The sequence below is a fragment of the Fibrisoma limi BUZ 3 genome (assembly GCF_000296815.2).
GTDB classification, from domain to species: Bacteria; Bacteroidota; Bacteroidia; order Cytophagales; family Spirosomataceae; genus Fibrisoma; species Fibrisoma limi.
In genome coordinates, this window is record NZ_CAIT01000006.1 from 554,878 (window position 1) to 578,876 (window position 23,999).

A 23,999-nucleotide genomic window follows, 5' to 3' on the forward strand; every position below is an offset into this window, starting at 1 on the left:
GTTAGAAGGTAGTTGCCTTGGCCTTCCTACTGCTTCTCCAGCTTCTTCAATTCCTTCTGGATGTAGGCTTTCGACAGCCAGTTTGTGCCCATCATGACGCCCTCGATAGTTCGGGTCTGGTTGATGTCGGTTAGGGGGTTGCCGTTGAGCAGGACCAGATCCGATACGTTGCCGGTCCTGATCGTACCTGAATCCGGTTTGTTGAGATATGACGCTACGTTGACCGTACCGGTGCGCAGGGTTTGATAGGGTGTCAGGCCCGCATCAACCATGTACTTCATCTCGTGGTGAATCGAAAAGCCCGGCACGTTGAAGACCTGGGGCGCGTCGGAGCCGAGCAGTAGGTCGACGCCGTTTTTCTGGCATTCGGCGATGAGTTTCCGGCGAACCTGAATCAGTTTTTCCGCGTGTTCTTTCGAGAAGTTGGGGTTACTGTTGTAGCTGGTCTTCGCCCGCTCCCAACTTTGAACTTCCTGTGGCTTCATGTATTTCATCTCCGGATCGTCGGTAAATTCACTCGCCGGAAGCGGAGACAGCCACCGTTCGGCCAGCGCCTGCGTCGGCACAACCCGGACCTTGTTCTGGCGCAGCCCGTTCATCAGCTTCGGTATTTGGCTGTCGTCGGCGCGGTAAGCAATCCAGGAGCCAAACAATCCGGTTTCCTGTTCGGCCAGGGTGTCGATGCCCGGCGTTAACGCTTCTACAAAGCCGTCGAGGTGGTCGATGGACGAATATTTTGCGTCAATGGCCCGCCAGACACCCACGTTGAACGATACGTGGCCGACGAACGGAATCCCAACTTCCTGCGCGGTTTTGGCAATGGCCGGAAAGGTCTGGTTGGTCAGGCCAGGGTGCAGTTTAAGAAAATCGTACCCGGCGGCTTTCTGCTCCCGAACCATTTCGGCACCTCGCTCGGGCGTTTTGACCGACTGGCCGTTGAACGACGGACCGGTGGCGTAAAAATGCGGTCCCAGAATCTCTCCGTTGTTGATTTTGCTGCGTAGTTCAAGGTGTTTGGGGTGGCCCAGCATGCCCCGGATGGTGGTGATGCCATTCGTAAGATACAGCATCAGAACTTCCTTCATCGGCTCAATGTCGTCGATGGGCGGTACGTGCGCGTGCATTTCGGCCCAGCCGGGCATCAGGTATTTGCCGTTGGCATTGATGACCAGCGCATCCCGGCCGAACCTGACGCTGGACGCGTTACCCATTGCCGTTATTTTTCCGTTGCGGACAACCACCGTCTGGTTCTCCAGCACCCGTTCGCGATCCATCGGAATTACGTTGACCCCCTGGAACACGATGTCGCGCTGGCGATTGCTGACCAGTTCCTGCGCGAAGGAGGAGGTGGTAATGCCGATTAGAAAAACAAGTAGTAAGTGTCGCATGGGTTTGTTCGCATTTGCCGTATTAAAAAGCGATGGAACGCAGATTCTTATGATTTTTATGATTAGTGATGATTCAATTTGAAATCAGTAGAATCATAAGAATCTGCGTTCTATTTTTCCCGCGTCCAGACTTCATTCACCGGTCCGCCCGTCGAACTCTGCCCCGAATGCCGCCACTCGTTGCCGTTTACATCGGCGTTGAACGTTAGCGACCGGCCAACCCGGCTGTTGTCGCGGGAGAAGAAATCGATCGTTTCGGTGTATTTGCCGTCTTTGAAGCTGTACGTGCCGCCCCCCGTGCCGGCAAACAGCTTCGTCTGCGGATTGATGGCCGCCCACTGAAACCGACTGCCCGTCAGAAGCTTGATCGTTTTGCGGGGTCCCCGCTGCATGGTCGTAACCTGTCCGGCGTCGTTGGCCCGGCCGGTGATGCGCCAGAGTCCGGCCAGGGGTGTTTGTCCGGATGGTTCGTCAACCCGCGTGAAGGTACGAGTGCCGCCCGGACCGTTCATGACCAACTGGCCGTTGCGCAGGGCAACCTGATACGTTTCGGTCTGGCCCACGCGGCTGGTGTCCTGCGTGTCAAACTCAACCTTAAGGCTCAGAGTGTTGCCGTTTCGTTCCCAGGCGCCCCCGCGTGTCGACACAAACTGAGTAGGCTCGTAGGTCGTCTGCATGAGGTAGTTGTCAATCAGGGTCAGCATGACCGTTCGGCCCGATGGCTCGGCCAGCCGCCAGGCACCATCCAGGTCGGTTTTCACCGGTGCCAATGCCAGCAGTGCGCCAACGACCAGCAGCAATCCGGAAATCATACGTAAGTGCATAACCTTTTGTTTAACCGTTTCTGAGCAAAGTAAACGACATGGCCTGACTACTCAATGGCACTGGATAATAACCGGACAGGAAAACGGGTGCAGCAACAAAAAAGCAGCCACTTTGCAGCGACTGCCTTCGGTTAGAAAACGTAATTGGACTATTTGTTAGCGGCTGCGGTGGCTTTACCACTACGTCCCTGCGGCTTGTAGCTGATCTTAAAGATAGTACCGTTCAGGTCGTCGGAAACGTAGAGGGCGCCATCCGTGCCCTGCGCCAGTCCACACGGCCGGTGCTGAACCGGACCGGTCGGTTTTTCGAGGTCCGTTCCGGCGAAGTTGTCGGCAAAAATTTCCCAATTGCCGGCCGGTTTCCCGTTTTTGAAGGGCACGAAGGCGACCATGTAGCCTTTCTTCAACTCCGCTGATTGCCCGTGGAAGGCAATAAAGGCCCCGTTACGGTATTTTTCGGGAAAAGCGGTTCCGGTGTAGAACAGCAGACCGTTCGGGCCGAGATGCGCCGGGAAAGCCGCTGCGGGATTGATGGTTTTTGCCCCGCCCGTTTTTTTGCCGTCACCGCCGTATTCGGGTGCAATGATTTTCTTTTTCTGAATGTGATCGTAGTAGACGTAGGGCCAGCCCGCATCGTCGCCTTTGTGGAGTTCGTACATGGTTTCGGCGGGTAGCTCGGCGCTCTGTTTTGGCGTGTAATACTGCGGGTAAAAATCGTGGAATTGGCCGCGACCGTGCTGCATCACAAACAGCGTGTTGGACCTGGGGTTCCAGTCGAGGCCCACTACGTTTTTCAGGCCGGTGGCAAAGCGGACGCCGTCGGCAAATTTCTGGTCCGGTACATTGGCTTTAAACTGCCAGATACCCGCGGCTGAATCGAGCAGCGGACATGGCATCAGGCCTTTGCCCGTACCAGCTTCGCGGCAGGCGTCGTTGTCGGATGCAATGTTGACGTAGATGTTGTTCTGATTGTCGATGGCGATGGACTTCGACTGGTCGCGGGTTTTGACCCGCAGCCCCGAAACGAGCAGTTCGGGCTGGTCGGGGTTCGTGACCTCGCCTTTGTCGTCCAGCTTATACCGGAATACGCTACTGTTTGAAGACGTGTACAGGTAGCCGTTCCGGATGTAAATACCCGTACCGGGATAATCACCGAAGCCGACCCGTTCGTCAAAAATGCCGTCTTTGTCTGTATCCCGGAGCCGGTAGATGCCCTTGCCGTCTTTCAGCTTAGCCAGTTTCACGTAGAGGTCGCCGTTTTTGCTGACAGCCATGTGCCGGGCCGGACCGAGATCTTCGGCCACTACGGTAGCCGTAAAACCGGCCGGAACTTTTACCTCAGCCGTTGATTTTTGGGGTTTATCGGAAGATCGTAACGGGGGCGTTTCGCCGTAAGAAGCGCCGATACTGTTCATTGCCAGCAGCGCCGAGAAAAGACAGGACGTTCGAAAAGAGAAAGTATGCATGAAAGATGGTCGAAAAGGAGAGATCATTTGCTCAATAAGCGAACCGGTACCGGAAAATACTTGTCCATACCGGTCGATTCGATGGAGCCAGGTAGCCGTTCAGGCCGTCTGTGTTTATTTGGGCCACTGCGCCAGTGGTCGAACCGCCTGGGTTGTCTGCCCGGCGGCTTTCTCGGGCAGGAGCAGTACGGTCAGGGTCCCTTTCGTATTGGCGGGCATGGTCACCTCAAAACCCACGAGGGTCGTGCCGGGATTGGGCGCATCATACTCGTGGGGCGGATCGGTCGACCAGGTCTTCAGCGTTACGTTGGCGGGCTCCTGCACCTGGAGGATCAGCTTCTTGCCGTCTTTAGTTAACTCGGCCCGGTTTTTACCCGTAATCGTTACGTCGGCGGGCGTTAGTAACGTCCAGCGGACCGTAGCTTCTTTACCCGGCGTTTCGACTTCATCACGGACGACGATGTGGTTCTGATCGACAATGGCAATGCCGCGGCTGGCTTTGTGTAAAGGCCCTTTATACAGCTCGGTCAGGTCGGTGGTGGCGCTCAGGAACTGCGGGTTGTTCGTCGACCGCGTGATGCGGGCGTTGCCTTCTACGTTTTGTAGGCCGTTGTTAACGGTCAGGGTATTATGGACGTAATTGTTGTATCGGTACACCTGCCAGCGCTGCGAATCCTGCTCTTTACCCCACAGCTTTACGCCTTTCGATTCCAGCGAATTGTAATCCTGCATCCCGAAATCCATGGCCCAGCGAACACCATCGGCCTCCATCACGAACGAGCCAACATCCATGTGCGCGTGGTTAACCGATGGCGAGCCGGCTTTCAAACCGACAAAAATAGCCGAAGGATCGGTCCAGGAGGTGCGCATCAACGCTACCGGACTTTTGCCGTCGCCCACCCAGATTCTGGCTTTGGGTTCGGGGATGTCATTCACGCGGATGCCGTTGTTCCAGAGCATGATGGCAGGCAGCAGTCGGTCTTTGTCGTATTTGCTGCCATTTTCACTTAGCAAACGCCCCCGCTCGACCCACAACACCGAAGGATCGTTCAGTTTGGAGGCAAACCAGAACATGGCCGGATGGAGGCCACTCCCGGTTCCGGCGTCGGAGTAGTTGAACGAGTTGCCGGTGGGGCCGGTCATGTTGGTCATGTAGGCGGCCGTTTTCAAAAAGCCCGGTTTTTTAGACAGGCCAAAATCGCTACCGAACGCTTTTTCGATGGCGCTGATGAACATAACATTGAAGCTGGTGCCGTAGCCCCAGTAACTGTATCCTTCGGGATAAGCGCCGTCGGGAGCGTAGTCTTCCATCGGCAGCTCAATACTGTCAATGGCCCGGTTGATGATTTTCCGGGACAATTCCGGCTGATCTTCGTAGATCGCCATTGCGCCGTAAGTCATACCCGCGTTGCAGACCTGATTCCAGTTATGCGTGGCCGTCAGCCAACTGTTAAATTTCGGATCGAGGGAGGGTTCAATGCCTTTTTTCAGAATAGCCGCTTTGATAGCCGACCGGGACGCGGGCGACAGGTCGTTGTACAGCCAGTCGTAGCCGATACCAACGGCCATGGTCATCTCGGCTACGTCGAGGAAGTGCGACGGGTTCCAGTCGCTGAACGCCGATACGGCCAGGAGTTCTTTTTCGACCCGTTGCAGGTACTGTTGCTGCCCGGTCAAGCGCCAGGCGTAGGCCAGCAGAAACACCCGACGCAACGCTTCCCGCGATTTATCCAGCAGCCGCCGACCGATCTGAATCCGCTCTACGGGAGCAACCGCCAGCAGCTTGTCACATTCGCCCAGCATCGCCTGGTGGACGTTATTCCAGGTTTTATCGGCTGCGATCGTTTGCCTGATACGTCCCTCTTCACCTTTGAGCAGGAGAATACGCGGATGATCCGGCAGTTTGGTAGCCGGGCCAATGGGGTCTTTCTGTGCGCCGGCGGATACCGAAAGCAGGAGCAACAGGCTGATTGTTGAAAGGAGTAAGCGTTTGGAATACATGACCAGCGAGGGTTTTGTACCAAAGCGCGTTAAAGCGGTTTTTTACCGACGGCAATGAATGAATGATGCGCTGACTACGTGAATAATCGTACCGAATCAGACTTGCTGGTTTCGTGCCGTTGTTTACCTTCGCGGTTGTTCATTCCTAAACGACCGTATGCAAACCTCCCGACTCATTGTTGCCCTGCTTGTGCTGAGCCTGGCGTGTCAGACCAAGCCAAAACAGGAAGCGGCTAACGCATCCGAAGCGGCACAACCCGACAGTGCTGCCATCCTGGCCAGCCGACCGGGACCGGATGCCCCTCGCTCAGCCGCCGACCGACTGGTACGGGCGCTGTACTTCGAGCATAACAAAGAAGAGAATCCATTCCGGGAGAAAGACCGCGCCCTGATCGAGCAGTACTTTGCGAAGCCCACCGCCGACCTGATCTGGAACGATACGCAGCAGGGAGGTAGTAAGCTGAAGCCGGCCACGACAAACCCACTCTTCAACGCGCCGGACAAAGCCGTTCAGAAAACCTGGGTCAATCCGGCGGCTGTGGCCGGGACGCGGGCCGTGGTGTACGTAACGTTCACCAACAACGCCAAGCCGGAGGAAATCAAAGTGGATCTGCAGCAGTTCGACGGTCGCTGGCGCATCACGGACATGCTGTATCCGAATGGTAAGCAACTGACGGAGGTGTTGCAGTAAGCAGGGTACCTACAATATTTACAGGCGTACTACGACTACCCCAGTATGAACGCACCAACGATACCAACTTTATACGCCTGGGCTGGCGAAAACGATCGCCTGGAGCAGCTTACCGAGGTCTTTTACGGCAAAGTTCGTCAGGATGAGGTGCTGGGGTCTGTGTTTCTGCACATGTCGCCCGACCACGCCCGGCACGTCGCTCACTTTATCGGGGAAGTGTTCGGGGGACCGCCTTTGTACACGACTACCGATGGCGGAAGTCATGCACAGATGGTGGCGCATCACGTAGGCAAACACCTCACCGAAACCCAACGTCGGCGGTGGCTGGCCTTACTGCTCGACAGTGCGGATGACGTGGGGCTTCCCGACGATCCGGAGTTTCGGTCGGCCTTAGTTGGGTATCTGGAATGGGGTAGCCGATTGGCCGTGCTCAATTCCAACGCAGCCGAAAACCCGGTTCAGGCAGATACGCCGATGCCAATCTGGGGCTGGGGCGAAACAGGTGGACCTTATGTCCCTGAGAACCAATGACACGGTAGCTACTACGTTTGCTTGAATAAGTCCACGTAATGCGCCGACGGGGCAAAGATGCCGCCACTGCGTTGGTAGTAATCGTCGTTCAGTTCGAATACGCCCTTGCGCATCTGCGTCCAGGATGCCGTCGGGTACGGATGGTACTGCACCAGCTTGTCCCAGTTCTTGTAATACTGATGGCCGTTGGTTTCCTGTAAGCCAAGACTCATGCCGGGAAAGGCCGGCAGACGGGCCGCTACGTTCTTGTTCCATTCCACCAGAATCGGGTTGACGGTCAGGTCGGCGCAAAAGCACGGTACATTCTTTTCGTAGGCTAACTGAGCAATCTTCATCGTCATGCTCAGCGTTTTAGCAATGGCTTTCACCGCAATGGCCGAGTAGCCGAGTTCAATCCGTCGGGCGGCATCCTCAACCGTGTGCGCACTTTCGTCGGCGGCCACCCGAACGCCCAGATCACCCACGTAGTCTTCAACGTGCTCCGGAAAGGGCTCCTCAATCACGGCTATCTGGTCGAATGCGCCAATCTTGCGGGCGTGGTCGAGGAAGCGGAGCAGGGTTTCCTTTTTCTCGTATCGGCCGTTGGCGTCGAAGTAGTACGGTATCTTACCGCTTTGAGTGTACGGCGTTTCGTAATTCCCGATGGCTTTGTGCAGCGCCGTCAGGAAGGCGATGTCTTTTTCGATCATCTCCTGCTGCGTCCCGGCCGAGCCCGTCTTAAGCTTCATAATAAAATACCCCTGATCGGCAGCCGCTTTGATGGTGTCGGCGGTGGTTCCTACGCTGAACGACGGGATACTGGCAACCTTGTTGTGATGGTGCGACAGACCCGGTCTGTACTGCGCCGGAATCATATCGTCGAACGTACTGATCTTGTTTTCTTCAGCGTAAAGCAGCCAGGCCGCGTTGTCGACGCAGACCAGGGCATTCAGGGCGAAGGTTTTGCGCAGGTCAGGATTGCTCGTAACTTTTTTGGCGTAGGTATACACCTCGGGCAAGATCTGATCGAGGAGGTCGACCGGGTTGCTGAACGTGGTGCCCCTGAGCATTTGCAGGGCACGGTCGCTCACCGCATACATCAGCGCGTTTCCGGCCCGTTCGGAATGAGCCGCAAACACAGTCGAATCCGACCACAGAACCCCCTGCGTACCCAACCCAACCTTGCGAATGCCGGAGTCGCTTTCCAGCAGGGCGGCCGTTTGCCAGCTTTCGGTAATGGCGCTGCCTTTGAAGCGATACTGATGCAGCGGTTCGCGCTCAAAACTCGAATCGACCTGTTTGATACGGATCGTTTTAGGCGATGCTGAAGAAGCCATAGCGGGTAAGGGATGACCAACACTCAGCGCCGTAACAGCGCCTGAATACCGTATGAATTCCCGGCGACTGATGCGATCGGACGTGTCGTGTACGTTGCTCATGCCCGGTTTATTTCAGCGTAACCTGCGGATCGTTTTCGTAGGCCGAGCCGATCTGGCAGAGGTGATTGAGGATTTCGGCAAAGAGTTCGTAAAGCTGCTTGAGCCGTTCAATGTCTTTGATGACACCCATCACGACGAACGTCAGTTGATCGACACCCTCTGGGAACTGACTTGCGGATAACCAGCCATCGTCGTCTTTTACTTCCAGACTGATACTGGGTTGAGCTTCTATTAGTTGACGGATCGTTTCGTTGTCGAACAGCAGCCGGAGCTTGGTTTCATCGTTGCCCTGAATAATGAACTGCTCGTCGAACTCCGGTTGGCCCACCGTTACGTCCTGCATACCCAACCACTTGCCCAGGTTACTGAATACACCCTTCCGGTAAATCTTGAACCGAAACCCATCCTGATTGACGTAGGGCGCCCGCATCCGGGTGTACGTAATGGCCGACTTGCCGGTTGATACGACGAAGGTGTCGAGCGTAATGGTCCATTCGTTGACAGTTGCCTGGACTTTGCTGCCTTTCCAAAAGCTACTGTCGATGTAGTCGGCCTTGATCTCGTCGGCTAACTGTTTCCAGACTTCATTTTTAAAAGGACCAAAAAGTTTTCGCAGGGTGCTCATGGGTTAGGAAAAGTGCGCGTTTGTGCCCGTAAGTATACGGCTTTTACCGCTCATCCGCACGATGCCGATCAACTTCTATATCGGTGGTAAATAACCTGTTCGCCCTTGATTATCTGGGTTATGTGCTCAACAGGCGCTTACGTTTCATCGGGAAATCACTACGGTTGGGAGGGTAATTTTTCCGGATCGGACAAGCTTGATTATCAGGACTTAGTCCGGCCGGGTAATTTTGTCCGGTCGTGAACGAAGAATGTCCGATTACGTACAACGTCAACACTGGCACGGAATCATAACTAATTGGTAGTCAGTAGTTGTAATTTTCTGGCACAGGCTTTGGATCATACTAAACGAACAGTAAACAACCATCAAACAACACACAACCATGTTACCATTAATGAGCAAATTGGTGATTTCAGCGCTGCTGAGCACCGCCACACTGATCGACCCTACTACGCCGAAAGCGTTGTCTTTCGATGCCAGCGCGTTCGTAACGAACACCAACAAAATCCGCCTGTCTGTTCTGAAGTCCAGCGAAAAGCCCGTCACGGTGACGTTGCGGGACAGCCAGCATAAGGTACTGTATCAGCAGACCCTGAACAAGAAAGAAACGAAGCAGGCTTTCCTGTTCAGCGTTGAGGATCTGACCGACGGTGAATACGAACTGGAGATTGCTTCCAGCGAAGGCAGCATTCGCAAACAGGTGAAACTTTCATCAGCTCCTGTTGAAACGACGCGCGTTATTGCCATGCAGTAAACATAAGCAGCCCGCGTCCGGCCAGACCGGTTTCAGTAACGCCCCGATGTGAGTTGGGGCGTTATTTGTTTTTAAGGATTGATAAGCTGATTAGTCACCGTTCTGCTAAGTAAATGTCAGGGGATTTCGTGGCAGCGAGCGGTAAAATCAACCGCCTGCCCTGCTTTAACCGGTAGGCATCGATTACTCACAATTGCTCAATGCATCGCAGAACATTTCTTAAAAACTCAGCAACGCTGGCGTCGTCGGTATACGTAGGATCGTCCACGGATTTTCCCTTATCGCCGTCGACCGCTAAACGGAAGAACAAACTACCCCAGTGGAAGGGCTTTAACCTGCTCGATTTCTTTTCGCCCAATCCAACAACCAATCGCGGTGCAACGACCGAGGAGCAACTGAAGTGGATGCGCGACTGGGGGTTCAACTTTGTCCGGCTACCCATTGCCTACCCGCATTACCTCCGTTTCGACCGGAGCCGCAACATTACGCCCGAGGAGGTGTATCAGATTGACGAGCAGGCCGTTGATCGCATCGATCACCTGGTTCATCTGGCTCACAAACACAAACTGCACGTAAGTCTGAACCTGCACCGGGCACCCGGCTATTGCATCAACGCCGGTTTCCACGAGCCCTATAACCTCTGGACCGATCAGCCGGCCCTCGACGCGTTCTGCTTTCACTGGAACATGTGGGCGAAACGGTACAAAAACGTATCGGCCCAAAAAATCAGCTTTGATCTGCTCAATGAGCCAAGCTGGCGGGACGATATGAACGACCAGCTCGGCAAGAAGGGAACCGTACCCGGTGATATGTACCGCAAGCTGGCCGTTGCGGCTTCGCAGGCCATCCGGAAGGAAAACCCCGACCACCTGATCATTGCCGATGGCAACAACGTGGGGCAGTCGGTCGTTCCGGAACTTACCGACCTGAACATCGCGCAGAGTTGTCGTGGCTACGTGCCCGGAGCCATTTCGCATTACAAAGCTCCCTGGACGACCAAGTATCCCGATCAGGCGCCGGAGCCTAAATGGCCGGGGCAGGTAGGGGATAAGTACCTGAGCCGGGCGATGCTGGAGACGTTTTATAAACCCTGGATCGAGCTGGTCAATCAGGGCGTGGGCGTTCACTGCGGGGAGTGCGGCTGTTGGAACAAGACCCCGCACGACGTGTTTCTGGCCTGGTTCGGCGACGTCCTCGACATCCTGTCAAGCAATCAGATTGGGTTTGCACTCTGGGAATACGTTGGTGATTTTGGCATCCTGAACTCGAAACGCGCCGACGTGGCCTACGAAGACTGGCACGGCTACAAACTCGACCGCAAACTGCTGAACCTGCTGATGAAGTATTGAAGCCGAGCTTTTGTAAATTTCACCCCCAACCGCCCTCCAGGGGGCTGGGGGTGAAATTTTACCTTACCACCATCTGCGGATTCATCAGGTATTTGTCCAGGAATTCTTTTACGGCTTTGTAGGCCGTAATCTCGTTTTCCTTTTTCATGAAACCGTGGCCTTCGTCGGGGAACGTAACGTATTCGACCGGCACGCCGTTTTTCTTTACGTTAGCCACAATTTCGTCGGATTCAATCTTTAAAACGCGCGGGTCGTTAGCGCCCTGAATTACCAGCAGCGGTTTGCGAATACGCTCGGTATGAAACAACGGAGATTTGTTGTACAGGGCAACGGAATCGGCCTTGGGGTGGCCAATTTCCTTAAACAGGGCCTCGCGTTGCGGTCCCCACCACTCGGGCATGCTGTTCAGCGTACGAATCCAGTTGGCCACCCCGAAAATATCAACCCCAACGGCAAATTCGTCGGGCGTGAAGGTCAGGCCGGCCAGCGTCATATACCCGCCGTAGGAACCACCCATGATGCCGATTTTAGCCGGGTCAACGTAGCCCGTCGAGGTCAGGAACTTCTTCGATTCTACGCAGTCGCGCAGGTCGGCGTCACCGTGTTTGCGATCGTCGGCCGCGTAGAATGTTTTGCCGTAGCCTGAGCTGCCCCGGTTGTTAACTGCCAGCACAACGTAGCCGTTATTCACCAGGTACTGCACCAGGGGCGAATACGTCAGGCGGGTCTGCCCGCCGGGACCGCCATGAATCGATAAAATGGCCGGGTGTTTGTCGCCCGCTTTCATGTCTTTAGGTTTATAGAGCAGGGCCGGAATCTCCATCCCATCGAAGGACTTATACCGGATGACCTCGCCCGACACCAGATCGTCCGGATTGATTACGGGATTCAGACCACGAACCAGCGGAGTAGCTTTGTTCGTCTTGAAATCAAAGGAATATAACGTAGCGGGCGAATTGGAACTGTTAACGAAAAAGATCATTCGCCCTTCGCTGTCGGCGATGTTGACACCCGTTACGTCCCCACCCGGCAGCGCCGGAAGCTTAACGGGTTGATTGGTTCGGGTATCGATGATTTTTAGCTCCGTCCGGGCGTCGTTATTGATCGACACAACGCGGTAGCGCCCTTTATAGGATGGGTAATCCGCCGAAATATCCCAGTTGGCCTTATCGAGTACGTCGCTTTTGCCCGTAGCGAGGTCATAAGCTTTTACGTAAGCAAATTCGCTGCCTTCATCGGTCGAGAGCAGCAGCTTCCTGCCGTCGGGCGTGAACCCTTCCGGACCGTTGCTGACCTCACCTTCGTGCTTCGTCAGCAGCTTCGTTTCTTTGGTCTGGGTGTCGTACAAATACACATCGCTATTGGTGGTCGTGTATGGTTTCGACAACGCAATGTACCGTTTATCCGGTGACACGTCGCCCGGAAAAAAGCCGCCCGGATTCTGGAACAGCAGTTTAGGTTTCATCGTGGCGATGTCCATCTCGTACAGATCGTAGGCCGCCCGGTTGCGTTCGTTCGACTGGTAGAAAAAGCTTTTACGGTCATGGCTAAGGCCGGCAAACTGAAACTTGGCTTTTTCGGCCGGGGTCAGGTCCTTGACAGAGCCGTCTTTTTCGCGGAGGTAGATGTGGTTCAGCTCGTTACCGCCCTGATCGCTGCTGTAGAGAATGCGGCCGTCGGGCAGGTAACCAATGGCAAAAATGGCGTTCGTTGTAGAGTTGGTAAGCTGTTTGGGTTGCCCACCACCGAAGGGTACTTCATAAAGGTTGAAGACCCCGTCCTGGTTGCTGCTGAACAGCACCGTTTGTTCGTTGGGGGAGATGTCGGCCCCACCGAACCGGATCGTTTTCATGAACTGTTCGATGGTGTATTTGCGGGTAGCCGCCGATTTCGGTACGGGGCCGGCCAGTGCGGATACCGCGGCTAAGGATAAGCCGATGACCAGACGTATTTGTTGAGGGAAACGGGTTCTCATGGACATAAAGGTTTGTAGATGCTCGGTATGTTGATTCGTTACAGCGGATTGGCGACGTTAGTAGGTTGTAACGTAGTGCTTTTAACCGGTAAATCCAAATAAGTCCTTATCAGTGAAGTTACTACGGCCTTTATCAGGGTGAGGTGAAAGGAACAGTGAACCCGGTCATGTCCATTGACTGATTAAAACTGCGGGGTCGTTAAACCTTTCTTCGGGCATTTCATCTAACGGTTATAAGCCCCCAATGACAATGAAAACAGTTGGTAAATTCTGGATAGGGCTGGTCGGCGTAACCCTCGGCCTGATCAGCGCAACGACTACGATGGCGCAGTCGGGATATGACCCATGGGGGTACAATGAGCCATCGTATAACCAGCCTGGTTATGGCCAGCCCTACGGCCAACCCGGTGATTTCTACGACGCCTTATCACCCCATGGTCAATGGGTGCAGACACCGGAATACGGAACCGTCTGGATTCCAAACGTAGAAGCTGGCTTTCAGCCGTACGGGACGAATGGCCACTGGGTTGTTACAGAGTTTGGCAATACGTGGGTGTCGGATTACGACTGGGGCTGGGCACCGTTTCACTACGGTCGCTGGTACTTCGACCGGTATCGGGGCTGGGCCTGGGTGCCGGGTACCGAATGGGGACCGGCCTGGGTTAGCTGGCGGTCGGGGGGCGGCTACTACGGCTGGGCACCACTGGGGCCGGGCGTGAACATCAACGTCAATATCAACATTCCGCCGAACTACTGGGTGTTTGTGCCGCAGGCCTACATCACCAGTCCGCGGCTGTACAACTACTGTGTACCGCGGCCGCGTGTGGTGAATATCTACCAGAATACAACCATTATTAATAACGTCTACCGCGTCAACAACCGGGCGTATGCCTACGGACCACGTCGCGAGGAGATTGAATACGTAACGCGCCGGAGCGTACCGGTGTATCGAATCGACAACCTGGATCGGCCGGGTCGGGCGGTGTACCGTCAGAACTCCGTCGGAATTTACCGGCCAGATGTAAACGCGGGCTGGCGGGGTAACACCAACCGCGGCCCCGGCGACCAGCGTGATTATTCCCGCCGGGATAACATACCCACTCCGAACACATACGGCAACGACAACCGGGTGAATCGGGATTGGCGTACGGACGAGCGTGCTAACCAGCCACGTAACCAGTCGCGCGGTGAGCGGGAGTGGAGCCAGCGGCAAACGCCCCGCTATGAGCCGCAGCCCTCTCAGCCGGTACCCCAACAACCGCAGACGTATCCGCAGCCGCAACGCCCGGAACGGTCGGAGTCAAATCCTGCCGGCTGGAGCCGCGGTGGACGGCAGCAGTCGGCTCCCCAGGGCGGGTATAATCAGCCGCGGGAACAGCGTACCGACCGATTTGAGCGGGGAGGGAATCAGCCCCAACCCGAACAGCAGCAGGGGCCAGCGTACCAGGGTCGGGGCGGGTCACGCGGACCGCGGTAGTCAGAAAAAAGTTTTACACGTAACAACGCCCGCTGCCTTACTAAAGCAGTGGGCGTTGCTTTGATGCTATCCACTATTCCTTACCCGGCCGCTACTTTGTTAAGCAGTTTATGGAAAAAGCCGGGCGCAATCCGGGATGCGCCTTTCAATGACTTCGCCTGACCAACTATCGCTTCGTAGTTGTCATTTTTCAGCGCTTTGATCGCAGCTTCCGCAACTTCGGAGGCAGGTATGCCACGCTCGGACTGCTTGCGGGCCTTTGCTTCCCGGTGAAGTTCCGTTTTTACAATCGGTGGGGCTATTTCAAAAACGCGGACATTTGTGTCGGCTAACTGCGAGCGCAGCGACATCGAAAACGAATGAAGTGCCGCTTTGGTGGAGCAATAAAGCGGTATAAACGCCAGACCTGATGTGATGTTGACAACGGCGCACTCAGTCTTCTGCTGCAGGAAGTGCGGGATGAAAAGGGCGGCCATGTGAATGCTGGCGGTTAGGTTTGTTTCGATTTCGCTTTCATCCTCGTATAGTTCGGGAGCTCCCGTCAAAAAATTGACTTCCTTCTGAATGCCCGCGTTGTTGACAAGCATGTTGATGTGAGGGAACTCGGAAACAGCCCACTGAAATAATTCTTCGCGCTCTGCCTTTTTCGATACATCGCAGACGCGTGTGTGCAACTGCGGAAACTGCTGTCTGACTTCCGCCAGTTTACTGCCCCGCCTGCCACAGATAATCACCTCGTTGCCGGCCTTGATAAACGTTTCGGCCATCGCCAGGCCAATGCCTGAACTGCCTCCGGTAATCAGAATTGTGTTCTTCGTGGTTTGCATGTCTTAGTTGGTGAAATGCTGTGCTCTGTCAGTTTTTGATCTGTAAACGAATTCTTAATACATGTTCTAATCAAGGATGATGGCTTTATAAGAAGTTATTGTCGCTAATGAGCAGTTATCGACGTTGTTAGAGGAATAGAATTACGCCAAGCTGAAACAAAAGCCAAATGGAAGTACAAATGTCGATTGTACTTCCATTTGGCCTCAATAACGTCAAACCCTAATGTTGTAAGCAGTTTTTACTGCGGTATTTGTTCAATCAAAATTTCATTTTCTGCTTTGTCGTAATAAGTACAGGTCATTTCGTTCATAGAGATTGCCCACTTTTCAATACCAAATGTTGCACACATGTTAATGAAAGTTAAGAAGTCCGTTTTGCCTTGTTGATGAGCAACCAGTTCTGCTTTAAATTCTTCACTTTTCAAGGTGTCAGCAATTACTAATGGGGCATACTTTGCAGGTGTTTTTGCTGTATAGTTGTTAGCACCGTGATAGTCAATGTGTCCATCATTAACGTATGCTTCATAATGAGTAACACCTAACCTTTTGATTTCTTTTATGTAAGACGGGAAATCAGCACCTGATTTTACTTTGCTGTGAGCCGCTTTGATTTGTTCTGCTGTAAACATTTTTGTTATCTTGTTATAGTTAAACGATTAGTTGAATTACAAGCAACCATAATGCGGAAACCTGTTAAATGATTGTTAATTTTAACAATACGTTTTGCAATGCTTTTACATTAAGATTACAATGTAAAGGTGCAACTGTTGAAATGCCTGTAATTGTAAAAAATCGTTTTTCTAGAAGAAGCGTTTGAAATTTTCGGGTGTGTCGCCTGTGAACTGTTTAAAGTCTTTTATGAAGTGGGCTTGGTCAAAGAAATTGTTCTCGTAGCAGAGTTCAGTTAACGATTTGGTATTGTTTAGATTGTCGAGAACTGAATTGAAGCGAACAATTGAAGCAAATTTTTTGGCTGTTGTGCCAACTACTTTTCTAAACCGCTTTTCAAATGGACTTTTACTGATAAATAGTTTTTTGTTCAATTCATTGATACGAATCGTCCCTTTACTCTGGTAAATAAGTTTAACAGCCTCAACAATCAATTTGTCAGTTTCGATGTCTTTAAGTTGTGAAACTAAAAACTGCTCAACGATTTTAACTCGTTGCTTGTCGGAAGTAGCGACTGTTAACTTTTCTTCTACTTCCGTTATGCTTTTTCTGTCAAAAACATTGTCAAGTGAAAGGCTTAAATTAAATAGTTCGTTTGCTGGGTGAGATGCAAAATGAGTAAAGCCAATTTCAGTAAAGTAAACCAATATAGTCCCAATGTCGGCAGAGTTTTTGAAAATCTTGTAACCGTCAGAAATACCTGTAATCCCTGCTGAAGTCAGTATGCTTTCTGTATTTTCATTTATGGCAGCAAGTTGCCCTTTGTATTGAAAACCTATAACAAGTCCTGATGAAGGGAAGACTTTGTACTCGTTTCCCAATTCATTCTCCGATACTACAAAATATTTGATGTAGGGTTTTAGCTGGTCGGTCGGAAAATGTTTGTCAAATTTCATTCATTTCCTGTTAGAGAGGTGTGTCTGTAAAATTGCCTGCAACTCTCAAATATACTCAGTTCGATTACGGCAATCCAACCGGTGAGGCTGTATTGCCGTAATTGGACGCAAACACCAAACTACTACTGATCTGCCTGCATTCCTCGTGCGGTTACAGACTATACCCAGACAACGGATCTTCCCTTACTCACATTGTGATTGGTGGTAGTGTCCTTATCCCGCTAATCTGCCACGATTTAGTGCGTACAAAAGTAAACAGATGGGATTGCCCGCTCCAGCAAAAATCAAACAGCTTAGTATGACATTCAAATAATGCAGTATTCGCCCAATTGAGGTATTGTTGGGCGCGAGCCTATTATGATACCCTACCAGCCAGCAGAAGCGGCTGAAGGAGTTGCCTATCTACGGGCAAGGGCTTCCGGGCAATACAGCAAGATGCTTATAAGCTTCCTTTCTTTATGCCCAAATCCGGTGAGGAGTAAATTTGTCCCTCGTCGGTAACCAGGATGTACTGGTACTGCGGGTATTTCCTGATCAGTTTCAATCCGGCATCTTTGCCCAGCACCATCAGGGATGTGCTAAACCCGTTGGCCGTTTCGGCACTGGGGCCAAATACCGTTACGCTGCTTACGCCCGTGGCCGGATAGCCCGTTTTAGGGTTAATAATGTGGGCATACCGCTTGCCGTTGAACACGACGAATTTTTCGTAACTGCCAGACGTAACGACAGCGCTTTGGCGAAGGGGCACAACCGCCAGGAGTGTGTCTTTGCGGAGGGGATTGGTAATGCCGATAACCCAGTCACTGCCATCAGGTTGTTTGCCCCAGGTGCTCATGTCGCCCGAACCGTTAACAATACCGGCCTTGATCCCGAGAGCCAGCATCATGTCGCGGCACCGGTCAGCGGCATAACCCTCGCCGAGTGCGCCAAAACCGATTTTCATGCCTTTTTTCTTCAGAAAGATCGTGGAATGCGTCCGGTCCAGCACGATGTTCTGATAGCCGACTCGTTCCACCGATTTTTTTACCGCTTCCGGGCTGGGCATTTCCGTCATTGAGCCGTCGAATTTCCAGATCCGGTCCATGGCGGCAAAACTGATGTCGAAAGCGCCGTTCGTAAGCCGTGAGAAATGCAGTGCCCGCTCCGTAAGGGCAAACACTTCGGGATCAACCTGAACCGGAGCGATACCGGCGTTCTGGTTGACGCGCGAAATCTGGGTATCGCTTTTCCAGTCGGAGATAAGGTTTTCGATCCTGGTTACTTCGGCAATCATCATGTCGATATGGCGCTCGGCCGCCAGTGAATCGGCTGCGACAATGGTAATGTCGAATCGACTTCCCATCAATTTGACGGTACGTTTGCGCAGGACCTGGGCCGAGGTGTTAAATGCCGATACAATCAGTAAAAAGAGGAATATTTGTTTCACAACCGTAATAGCCAGGTCTTACATACGTTTCAGGCGCTTCATGAAGCTGCCGAAGGCGGGACCAAGTTCCTCAAACAGCGGATGGTTACGATGCCTGATCATCACTTCACTGAATAGTTTTAAACCAAGCGCAAACTCGGTGGCTTGCGAAGGGTCACCAAACGGATCTTTAGCCCGAATCCTGTCAATAATGTCAAAGAGTTCATCGTGGTTCGTAAAATCGAACGCTAACGCCCTGGGTGGTTCGCTCTGACCGTTTGCATACTGTTGGAGCGTTAAGGTCAGATGATATGTATTGGTTTTCTTTTCCATGCTCTTGCTGGCTGCTATGCTCAAAAGACAAACGGCTTGCTCAGGCAAGGGTTTTGGTTTGAAGCCGAATAGTGAGGTAGCATTTACTACGTGATGCCGCCGGAGACTGTAAACAAACCGCTAGTAACAGTCCATCAGAATCTGGCTGTGCGACTGATAATCGCTGACGGACTTGCCCAATTTGGTCTGGCAGATGGTTTCCAGCAGTTCGAGGACATCCTTTTGCATGCCCAGCGATCCACAGATCATCAGTACGCCGTTCATTGCCAGTACATTGGCAATAAAGTCGGCGTCGCGGGTGAGCAGGTTACTAACGTACTGTTTGTCGCCTTCCCGTGAATAAGCCACGTGGAGGGTAGTAAGTTGCTGCGCGGACTGGCTTGCTTCCAGAAATTCCCGATACATAGTAAACGAGGCACGTTGCCGGAAACCGCAGTATAAATGACAGGGTATTTGCTGCTTGTTCTCGCTGATCATGCCTAAAAACGGAGCGATACCGGTGCCATTGGCAATCATGACCACCTCCGGCGCTTTTTGCGGGAAGTGGAAATGGTTGTTGCTGACAACCCGGGCCTGAATCGTTTGGCCGGGCGTTAGTTCGTGTAAAAAGCCAGAGCCAAACCCGCCAGGATGCAGCCGGACGCTGAGTTGAAGCTCATGGTCCAATACGCCAATGGAGTACAACCGTTCGCGGTGGTCGTTGGCTGGGTAGATGGCCAGCAAGTCGCCCGACGTAACGCCGTTTCTACGGTTGGCTCGCAACCGAACCAGAAACGTACCGTCTGGCTGTGCGGTGCGGGTGTTGTCCGTAACGGTTAGCGTATCAAGCTTGGGGGGCGGGGTTTTCAGCAAATCCGACGAAACCGACATTGGTAGCTTGGTTTGCTGGGACCAGGCTTCGGCCCACAAACCAAACTCCTCCGGCGACTTGTCATTAACCGTATGAATATCCACCAGCGGAACCGCCCAGGATTGCCGGGACAGCAACTGATTTACCTCGAAGGCAAATTTACAGAAGTCGGGGTAGGCGTGTGACCCAAAACCAAGCACTGAATAGCGCACCGGTTGTGGCTGCGGGTATTGCTCAACCAGCGTGGCAAACCGTCTGGCATTGGTCGGCGCATCACCGAGGCCATACGTAGCAGTCAGCGCAATCAGGTGCTCTGCTTTCGGAAAAACAGTGTACTTGTTGAACTCGGTCAGGAAGGATTTTTCTCCCTGGTTGAGCAACTGCTGGTGAATGAGCTGGGCAAACCGGAAGGTACTGCCGTTCTCCGACCCGACCAGAATAATAAACCGGCTTTCGTCGGCTGAGTAGTTGTTTCTGACGCGATTGGCCCGTCGCTTCCACGTAATGGCAAAACCGGAATAGATGAAAAAGAGGATGTTGCCCGCAGCCACAGCCAGAATGATGGCCCATAGAGCATTCGCCCGGCCCGTATGAAGGTCGAGACTTAAATTCGTCAGCAGGACGGCGGTTGGATACCGGTCGTCGCTGAGAATATCACCCGTAATCTGGTTGACCGTCAGTTCACGATCCTTGAGCTTCAGCGTGTAATAATCTTCGACATCGTCCGAAAACGGAAACTCAATGCGCTGAACCTCCGACAGTCGGATGTCGTTAAACACCGCAAAGTCGGCCAGTTGCCGTTGTGGTTTTGACTGAATGGCGTCAAAATTGACCCTGGGCGAGATTTTCTCCGTATTGACCAAACCGAAGCGTTCCAGCGACAGATACGTCCCCGACAGCGCAATGACGAAGATCGGGATCAGCGACAGCCGCCCCAGCACGACGTGATAGTATTGGGCAAAATTGTCCCGCACGATACGGGTAAAAAAACGCTTCAGGCCCCGTTGCCGCTGGATAATCAGCATGGTGCCGGAAACGGTGATCAATAGCAACAGAAACGCAGTTAGTCCGATGAAAAACCGACCGATTTCTTTCAGAAACAGCGAGCGGTGCAGGGCGGTGGCCCATTGGAAAAATTCGCTTTGTTCAGTAGGCTCTCCCAGGATTTTCCCCGTCTGCGGATCGACGTAAGCGGTTAGGTTTTTGCCGTTTTCGTCGCTCCCCTTAACCAGGACAAACTGGTTGGCATCGACGCTCAGCTCACTGATTTCAGCAATGTTTTTTTTCAGAACCGGCAGCGTCTGGGCCAGCGTAAGTTCAGAAAAGGTATCGACCCGGTACGGCTGCATTTTCTGCGATACGGGTTCGAACGCCAGAATAACGCCCGTAATCGATGCCAGGGCCAATAAAAGAAAAGAAGATACAGCTAGGGCTAAGTGGCTGTATCTCCAAACAGAAATGGTCATAGAGGTGGCCGCTGTTAAGAAGGGCAACTCAGTTGCTCGTATTAGGGCTAAAACGTACGTAGCGGATATACCCCGTACCTTCACTCTTGGCAGAAAGTGCCTCGGTCGTCAGCGGAATCTCCAGGTCTTTGACATGGTAGTTTTTGTCCTCCACCGCACTTTCAAACCGCAGTTTGTAGTCCTTGTTAATCTTGGCGTTGTCGATGTCGAGCATTACAACGCTACGGTCGCCACCGGCCACCGAAGCCCCGGTGATGGCACTGATGTTTGGCGTTTTTTTGCCCAAAGCCTTATGCCATTCCTTTACGTCCGGGTACCATTTTTTATCGGAACCCAATACGTACAGGGTTTTCTCGTAAGCGCCTTTCCCGTTGATCAGCGAAACTACAATATAGGCACCCTCGCCCATGTAGTTGGTCATCTGGATCATGCACTTGTACTGAGAGGTACCCGATTGTTGGGCTATTGAAGCTGACGGACTGGCAAAAACCAAAGTCAGCATCAGTAAGCCGATTTTATGCAAACAAGACATACTTATTTCAGGAAATTAAGCGAGATATTGCTTTTCGACAGCGTTTCGTTTTCACTGGCCAGATCGAAAGCGGTTTCTTTGAAGTTGGTCGGAATGTCTTTTTTGGCACCGATCGACAGCAGGTATTTCAGCATGGCATCGTCTTTCGAAATCATGGCTGCTTTGTGCAGGGCCGTAATGCCTTCTTTATTACGCGCATTTACGTCGATCTGGAGAGGTTCCAGCTTTTTCAGCAGCGTCAGATCGTTTTTGGCAACGGCTAAATGATACAACGTATTACCGTTTTTCTGCGGAGCCTTCACGTCAAGTCCTTTGTCCTGAAGCAGTTTCAGTTTCGCCGTAAAGTCGTCAGTTTGCGGGCCACCCTCCGGGCGCGGACCGCCTTCGCCCCGTGCTCCGCCCATGGCCGGATTGGACTGAATCAGATACGCAGCCAGATTATCGCCAGTTTTGTCTGTTACACCAACGTCGGCTCCTTTGCTTAGCAGATAACTCACTACGTCGGGCGTATTGCCTTTTACGGCCATAGCCAGTGCCGTTACGCCTTTCTGGTTCGCCTGGTTAATGTTTTTCACCTTTGGGAGCAACAGGTCCAGTACGGTGATGTCCCGGTTCGATGCAGCCGCATTCATGAACACCGTATTGCCATCTTCATCGGCCTGATTGACGTCGACGCCTTTGCTCAGAAAATACTGTATAAGCTCATTCTGGCGGGGTCGGCGAACAATCGCATGAAGGGCGTTTTCGCCGTTCTTGTTGGTTACGGTCGGTTTCAGATTCAGGCTTTCCAGGTACTGGAACACTTCCGGCGAATTAGGGCCCCGGCGCGACCCCTGACTGGCCATGATGAACGCGTTGTCCTGTGCCGGTACGCCCTTCGCTACCAGGGCTTTCATCGTGTTGATGTTGCCGCCCCGAGCTGCGTAACTGAAGGCGTTGTTACCAGCGGCATCCGTGCTTTTCAAGTCCAGCCCCTTTGCGACAAAGTAATCGGTCAGCTTGAGGTCCTTGTCATTCGCGATGGCCAGCAGCAGGGCGTTGGCACCATCATGGTTCAACTCTTTTTTGAGATCGGCCCCGTTCTTCAGGCACAGGTCATACACCTGCGTATTGGGCTGGCCAGTGGCTGCGGCAAAATTCAGGACAGTCATTCCGTGATTATCCTCCAGATTGGCTTTCGACCCTTTGCTGAGCAGATATTCCATCAGTTCCACGTTGCCCCGGTTAGCCGCCCAGTGTATGTAGATACGTCCGTCGTGGGTGAGCTTCGACACGTCGTTGCCCGGTTGCGCCAACAGGTATTTGACGGTTTCGGTGGGCGCACCAGCGTTGATCGCCATAACGACCGGGTCAAATCCCATGGGGTTGAGCTGCGATGGGTTGCTGCCTTTCTCGACCTCCGCTTTAACCTGATTCACATCCGGCTTACTTTGCCAGAACGACTGATCCAGCAGTACGTTTTTCTGAGCCTGAGCCGAGAGCGCAAAGCCTACCAGAAGGACACTCAGTAATCTTTTCATAAAACTATAGACAGACAAGATGGGTATGGGCAAACGTATGGACGTCGGCATGTGGATGCCGGGTTTACGTGAACTGACTGCAAAGCTAATAAGAATCAGTCTAAATAAGAATGAGTGGGCTTAAATTCCTCGCAGTTTCAAAGGATTTTAACGTGTAAACAGCACAAATCGGGGTGGTGGTGGATTCTCTGTTGCCGATGCAGGCGCCCTAGGAACCAATGCTTCAGGGTAATACGTATGGCTGTGTACCCATCGACTAATCGCATTCGGTATGCGAGTTTTGAACGCCCGGCGTAACGTAGAAATAGCTGATAGTTTACTTGTGTTGTGTAGGGCTGGCCTGTAAATTTCAGCCGTTTCCAACAATCAAGCGCCATGCTCCCCACTTCCTACATTCGCCCGTTGACAATGGCTTTAGCAAGCCTGATCGGGTTGGTTACTCTCTGTATCATATTGCTGCTTTCATCGGCGTTTTTGTACCCGGCCGAGAGCAGCCCCGCAGCAGTTACTCAACAGGCGGGCGGGCCGGCCAGCGCTGTAAAGCCGGTTGCGTTAACCGAGCAGCAGACAAAAGGAAAAGAATTGTTTACCAATAACTGTGCGCAATGCCATGCCGTAACGGAGGAGGTGGTTGTGGGGCCTGGTCTGAAAGGCGTAAAAGCGCGGACTCCCGGCGAAGCCTGGCTGATTAACTGGATACGTAATTCGCAGGCCGTTGTAGCCAGTGGTGATCCGTATGCGGTACAGGTCTATAATAAGTACAATAAGATTCCAATGTCGAACTTCCCGAACCTGACCGATGAGAACATCAAGGCTATACTGGCGTATGTCGATCCGGCCGGAGCCGCCAATTGAAACGGTACCAGTGTTATTCGGAGCTTAAGCTCTATAAAATCAGAATCCTGACAGCTTTCATTGCCTCTGCAACGTCGACAAACGTAGCTGCTGTTTATAAAAATGAGTAGTTTTTATTGACCAATTGCCTTAAGCTGCTGTACCTGT

At 52.7% G+C, this 23,999-nt stretch carries 21 protein-coding genes; 6 read left to right on the forward strand and 15 right to left on the reverse strand.

Annotated elements, in window-relative coordinates; genetic code table 11:
- Positions 1-26: 26 nt before the first annotated feature.
- The 4 genes from BN8_RS10205 to BN8_RS10220 all read right to left on the reverse strand — a co-directional run bounded on the left by BN8_RS10205 (position 27) and on the right by BN8_RS10220 (position 5,679).
- The gene (locus BN8_RS10205; RefSeq protein WP_009281777.1) at positions 27-1,388 is read right to left on the reverse strand and encodes an amidohydrolase family protein; all 1,362 of its coding nucleotides are present in this window, start codon (positions 1,386-1,388) and stop codon (positions 27-29) included.
- Positions 1,389-1,498: 110 nt separating this feature from the next.
- Entirely contained in the window at positions 1,499-2,212 is a 714-nt protein-coding gene (locus BN8_RS10210) for a hypothetical protein (RefSeq protein WP_009281778.1), read from the reverse strand.
- Positions 2,213-2,361: 149 nt separating this feature from the next.
- The gene (locus tag BN8_RS10215; RefSeq protein WP_040005710.1) at positions 2,362-3,678 is read right to left on the reverse strand and encodes a PQQ-dependent sugar dehydrogenase; all 1,317 of its coding nucleotides are present in this window, start codon (positions 3,676-3,678) and stop codon (positions 2,362-2,364) included.
- A gap of 114 nt (positions 3,679-3,792) precedes the next feature.
- Complete coding sequence (locus tag BN8_RS10220; RefSeq protein ID WP_009281780.1) at positions 3,793-5,679, reverse strand: heparinase II/III domain-containing protein; 1,887 nt, start codon at positions 5,677-5,679, stop codon at positions 3,793-3,795.
- 157 nt (positions 5,680-5,836) lie between these two features.
- Here BN8_RS10220 and BN8_RS10225 point away from each other — a divergent pair, with 157 nt between their 5' ends.
- Together BN8_RS10225 and BN8_RS10230 are read left to right on the forward strand one after the other, a co-directional pair.
- Complete coding sequence (locus BN8_RS10225) at positions 5,837-6,370, forward strand: hypothetical protein (protein WP_009281781.1); 534 nt, start codon at positions 5,837-5,839, stop codon at positions 6,368-6,370.
- A 45-nt stretch (positions 6,371-6,415) separates the two neighbouring features.
- Positions 6,416-6,901: a group II truncated hemoglobin gene (locus tag BN8_RS10230; RefSeq protein WP_009281782.1), complete on the forward strand. Its 486-nt coding sequence runs from the start codon at positions 6,416-6,418 to the stop codon at positions 6,899-6,901.
- An 11-nt stretch (positions 6,902-6,912) separates the two neighbouring features.
- Here the strand turns inward: BN8_RS10230 and BN8_RS10235 are convergent, their stop codons facing one another.
- Together BN8_RS10235 and BN8_RS10240 are read right to left on the reverse strand one after the other, a co-directional pair.
- Positions 6,913-8,319, reverse strand: coding sequence for an enolase C-terminal domain-like protein (locus BN8_RS10235; RefSeq protein ID WP_009281783.1), 1,407 nt, complete (start codon positions 8,317-8,319; stop codon positions 6,913-6,915).
- A 7-nt stretch (positions 8,320-8,326) separates the two neighbouring features.
- Positions 8,327-8,944: a hypothetical protein gene (locus tag BN8_RS10240; protein ID WP_009281784.1), complete on the reverse strand. Its 618-nt coding sequence runs from the start codon at positions 8,942-8,944 to the stop codon at positions 8,327-8,329.
- 382 nt (positions 8,945-9,326) lie between these two features.
- On the opposite strand from BN8_RS10240, the gene BN8_RS10245 reads away from it, so the two are divergent.
- A complete protein-coding gene (locus tag BN8_RS10245; protein WP_009281786.1) occupies positions 9,327-9,698 on the forward strand; it encodes a DUF3244 domain-containing protein in 372 nt (123 codons plus the stop codon).
- 200 nt (positions 9,699-9,898) lie between these two features.
- Complete coding sequence (locus BN8_RS10250; protein ID WP_009281787.1) at positions 9,899-11,047, forward strand: glycoside hydrolase family 5 protein; 1,149 nt, start codon at positions 9,899-9,901, stop codon at positions 11,045-11,047.
- 58 nt (positions 11,048-11,105) lie between these two features.
- Here the strand turns inward: BN8_RS10250 and BN8_RS10255 are convergent, their stop codons facing one another.
- Positions 11,106-13,022, reverse strand: coding sequence for a S9 family peptidase (locus BN8_RS10255; protein WP_144051643.1), 1,917 nt, complete (start codon positions 13,020-13,022; stop codon positions 11,106-11,108).
- A 250-nt stretch (positions 13,023-13,272) separates the two neighbouring features.
- Between BN8_RS10255 and BN8_RS33570 the strand changes: the two genes are divergently transcribed.
- Complete coding sequence (locus BN8_RS33570; protein WP_229367883.1) at positions 13,273-14,499, forward strand: DUF6600 domain-containing protein; 1,227 nt, start codon at positions 13,273-13,275, stop codon at positions 14,497-14,499.
- Between the two features lie 80 nt (positions 14,500-14,579).
- Here BN8_RS33570 and BN8_RS10265 read toward each other — a convergent pair whose 3' ends face one another.
- From BN8_RS10265 to BN8_RS10300, 8 genes are all read right to left on the reverse strand, one after another.
- Positions 14,580-15,326 carry an SDR family oxidoreductase gene (locus BN8_RS10265; protein WP_009281790.1) on the reverse strand — a complete coding sequence of 249 codons (747 nt, stop codon included), beginning with the start codon at positions 15,324-15,326 and terminating at the stop codon, positions 14,580-14,582.
- A 239-nt stretch (positions 15,327-15,565) separates the two neighbouring features.
- Positions 15,566-15,955 carry a DUF1398 domain-containing protein gene (locus BN8_RS10270; protein ID WP_040005711.1) on the reverse strand — a complete coding sequence of 130 codons (390 nt, stop codon included), beginning with the start codon at positions 15,953-15,955 and terminating at the stop codon, positions 15,566-15,568.
- A gap of 171 nt (positions 15,956-16,126) precedes the next feature.
- Entirely contained in the window at positions 16,127-16,891 is a 765-nt protein-coding gene (locus tag BN8_RS10275) for a helix-turn-helix domain-containing protein (protein ID WP_009281791.1), read from the reverse strand.
- A 439-nt stretch (positions 16,892-17,330) separates the two neighbouring features.
- Positions 17,331-18,317 carry an FAD:protein FMN transferase gene (locus tag BN8_RS10280; RefSeq protein WP_229367886.1) on the reverse strand — a complete coding sequence of 329 codons (987 nt, stop codon included), beginning with the start codon at positions 18,315-18,317 and terminating at the stop codon, positions 17,331-17,333.
- 18 nt (positions 18,318-18,335) lie between these two features.
- On the reverse strand, positions 18,336-18,629 hold the full coding sequence (locus tag BN8_RS10285) for a DUF3861 domain-containing protein (RefSeq protein ID WP_009281793.1): 294 nt from the start codon (positions 18,627-18,629) through the stop codon (positions 18,336-18,338).
- 120 nt (positions 18,630-18,749) lie between these two features.
- Entirely contained in the window at positions 18,750-20,945 is a 2,196-nt protein-coding gene (locus BN8_RS10290) for a PepSY domain-containing protein (RefSeq protein ID WP_009281794.1), read from the reverse strand.
- 28 nt (positions 20,946-20,973) lie between these two features.
- Complete coding sequence (locus tag BN8_RS10295) at positions 20,974-21,477, reverse strand: DUF2271 domain-containing protein (protein WP_009281795.1); 504 nt, start codon at positions 21,475-21,477, stop codon at positions 20,974-20,976.
- Positions 21,478-21,479: 2 nt separating this feature from the next.
- On the reverse strand, positions 21,480-22,997 hold the full coding sequence (locus BN8_RS10300) for an ankyrin repeat domain-containing protein (RefSeq protein WP_040005713.1): 1,518 nt from the start codon (positions 22,995-22,997) through the stop codon (positions 21,480-21,482).
- Positions 22,998-23,372: 375 nt separating this feature from the next.
- On the opposite strand from BN8_RS10300, the gene BN8_RS10305 reads away from it, so the two are divergent.
- A complete protein-coding gene (locus tag BN8_RS10305) occupies positions 23,373-23,852 on the forward strand; it encodes a cytochrome c (protein ID WP_009281797.1) in 480 nt (159 codons plus the stop codon).
- The last annotated feature ends 147 nt before the right edge of the window (positions 23,853-23,999 follow it).

What these genes read in the sequence shown, in the direction of transcription:
- BN8_RS10225 (WP_009281781.1), top strand. Translation starts at nt 5,837, where the DNA reads ATGCAAACCTCCCGACTCATTGTTGCCCTGCTTGTGCTGAGCCTGGCG.
- BN8_RS10210 (WP_009281778.1), bottom strand. Translation starts at nt 2,212, where the DNA reads ATGCACTTACGTATGATTTCCGGATTGCTGCTGGTCGTTGGCGCACTG.
- BN8_RS10300 (WP_040005713.1), bottom strand. Translation starts at nt 22,997, where the DNA reads ATGAAAAGATTACTGAGTGTCCTTCTGGTAGGCTTTGCGCTCTCGGCT.
- BN8_RS10245 (WP_009281786.1), top strand. Translation starts at nt 9,327, where the DNA reads ATGTTACCATTAATGAGCAAATTGGTGATTTCAGCGCTGCTGAGCACC.
- BN8_RS10290 (WP_009281794.1), bottom strand. Translation starts at nt 20,945, where the DNA reads ATGACCATTTCTGTTTGGAGATACAGCCACTTAGCCCTAGCTGTATCT.
- BN8_RS10305 (WP_009281797.1), top strand. Translation starts at nt 23,373, where the DNA reads ATGCTCCCCACTTCCTACATTCGCCCGTTGACAATGGCTTTAGCAAGC.
- BN8_RS10265 (WP_009281790.1), bottom strand. Translation starts at nt 15,326, where the DNA reads ATGCAAACCACGAAGAACACAATTCTGATTACCGGAGGCAGTTCAGGC.
- BN8_RS10235 (WP_009281783.1), bottom strand. Translation starts at nt 8,319, where the DNA reads ATGAGCAACGTACACGACACGTCCGATCGCATCAGTCGCCGGGAATTC.
- BN8_RS33570 (WP_229367883.1), top strand. Translation starts at nt 13,273, where the DNA reads ATGAAAACAGTTGGTAAATTCTGGATAGGGCTGGTCGGCGTAACCCTC.
- BN8_RS10285 (WP_009281793.1), bottom strand. Translation starts at nt 18,629, where the DNA reads ATGGAAAAGAAAACCAATACATATCATCTGACCTTAACGCTCCAACAG.
- BN8_RS10215 (WP_040005710.1), bottom strand. Translation starts at nt 3,678, where the DNA reads ATGCATACTTTCTCTTTTCGAACGTCCTGTCTTTTCTCGGCGCTGCTG.
- BN8_RS10295 (WP_009281795.1), bottom strand. Translation starts at nt 21,477, where the DNA reads ATGTCTTGTTTGCATAAAATCGGCTTACTGATGCTGACTTTGGTTTTT.
- BN8_RS10205 (WP_009281777.1), bottom strand. Translation starts at nt 1,388, where the DNA reads ATGCGACACTTACTACTTGTTTTTCTAATCGGCATTACCACCTCCTCC.
- BN8_RS10240 (WP_009281784.1), bottom strand. Translation starts at nt 8,944, where the DNA reads ATGAGCACCCTGCGAAAACTTTTTGGTCCTTTTAAAAATGAAGTCTGG.
- BN8_RS10275 (WP_009281791.1), bottom strand. Translation starts at nt 16,891, where the DNA reads ATGAAATTTGACAAACATTTTCCGACCGACCAGCTAAAACCCTACATC.
- BN8_RS10230 (WP_009281782.1), top strand. Translation starts at nt 6,416, where the DNA reads ATGAACGCACCAACGATACCAACTTTATACGCCTGGGCTGGCGAAAAC.
- BN8_RS10255 (WP_144051643.1), bottom strand. Translation starts at nt 13,022, where the DNA reads ATGAGAACCCGTTTCCCTCAACAAATACGTCTGGTCATCGGCTTATCC.
- BN8_RS10220 (WP_009281780.1), bottom strand. Translation starts at nt 5,679, where the DNA reads ATGTATTCCAAACGCTTACTCCTTTCAACAATCAGCCTGTTGCTCCTG.
- BN8_RS10270 (WP_040005711.1), bottom strand. Translation starts at nt 15,955, where the DNA reads ATGTTTACAGCAGAACAAATCAAAGCGGCTCACAGCAAAGTAAAATCA.
- BN8_RS10250 (WP_009281787.1), top strand. Translation starts at nt 9,899, where the DNA reads ATGCATCGCAGAACATTTCTTAAAAACTCAGCAACGCTGGCGTCGTCG.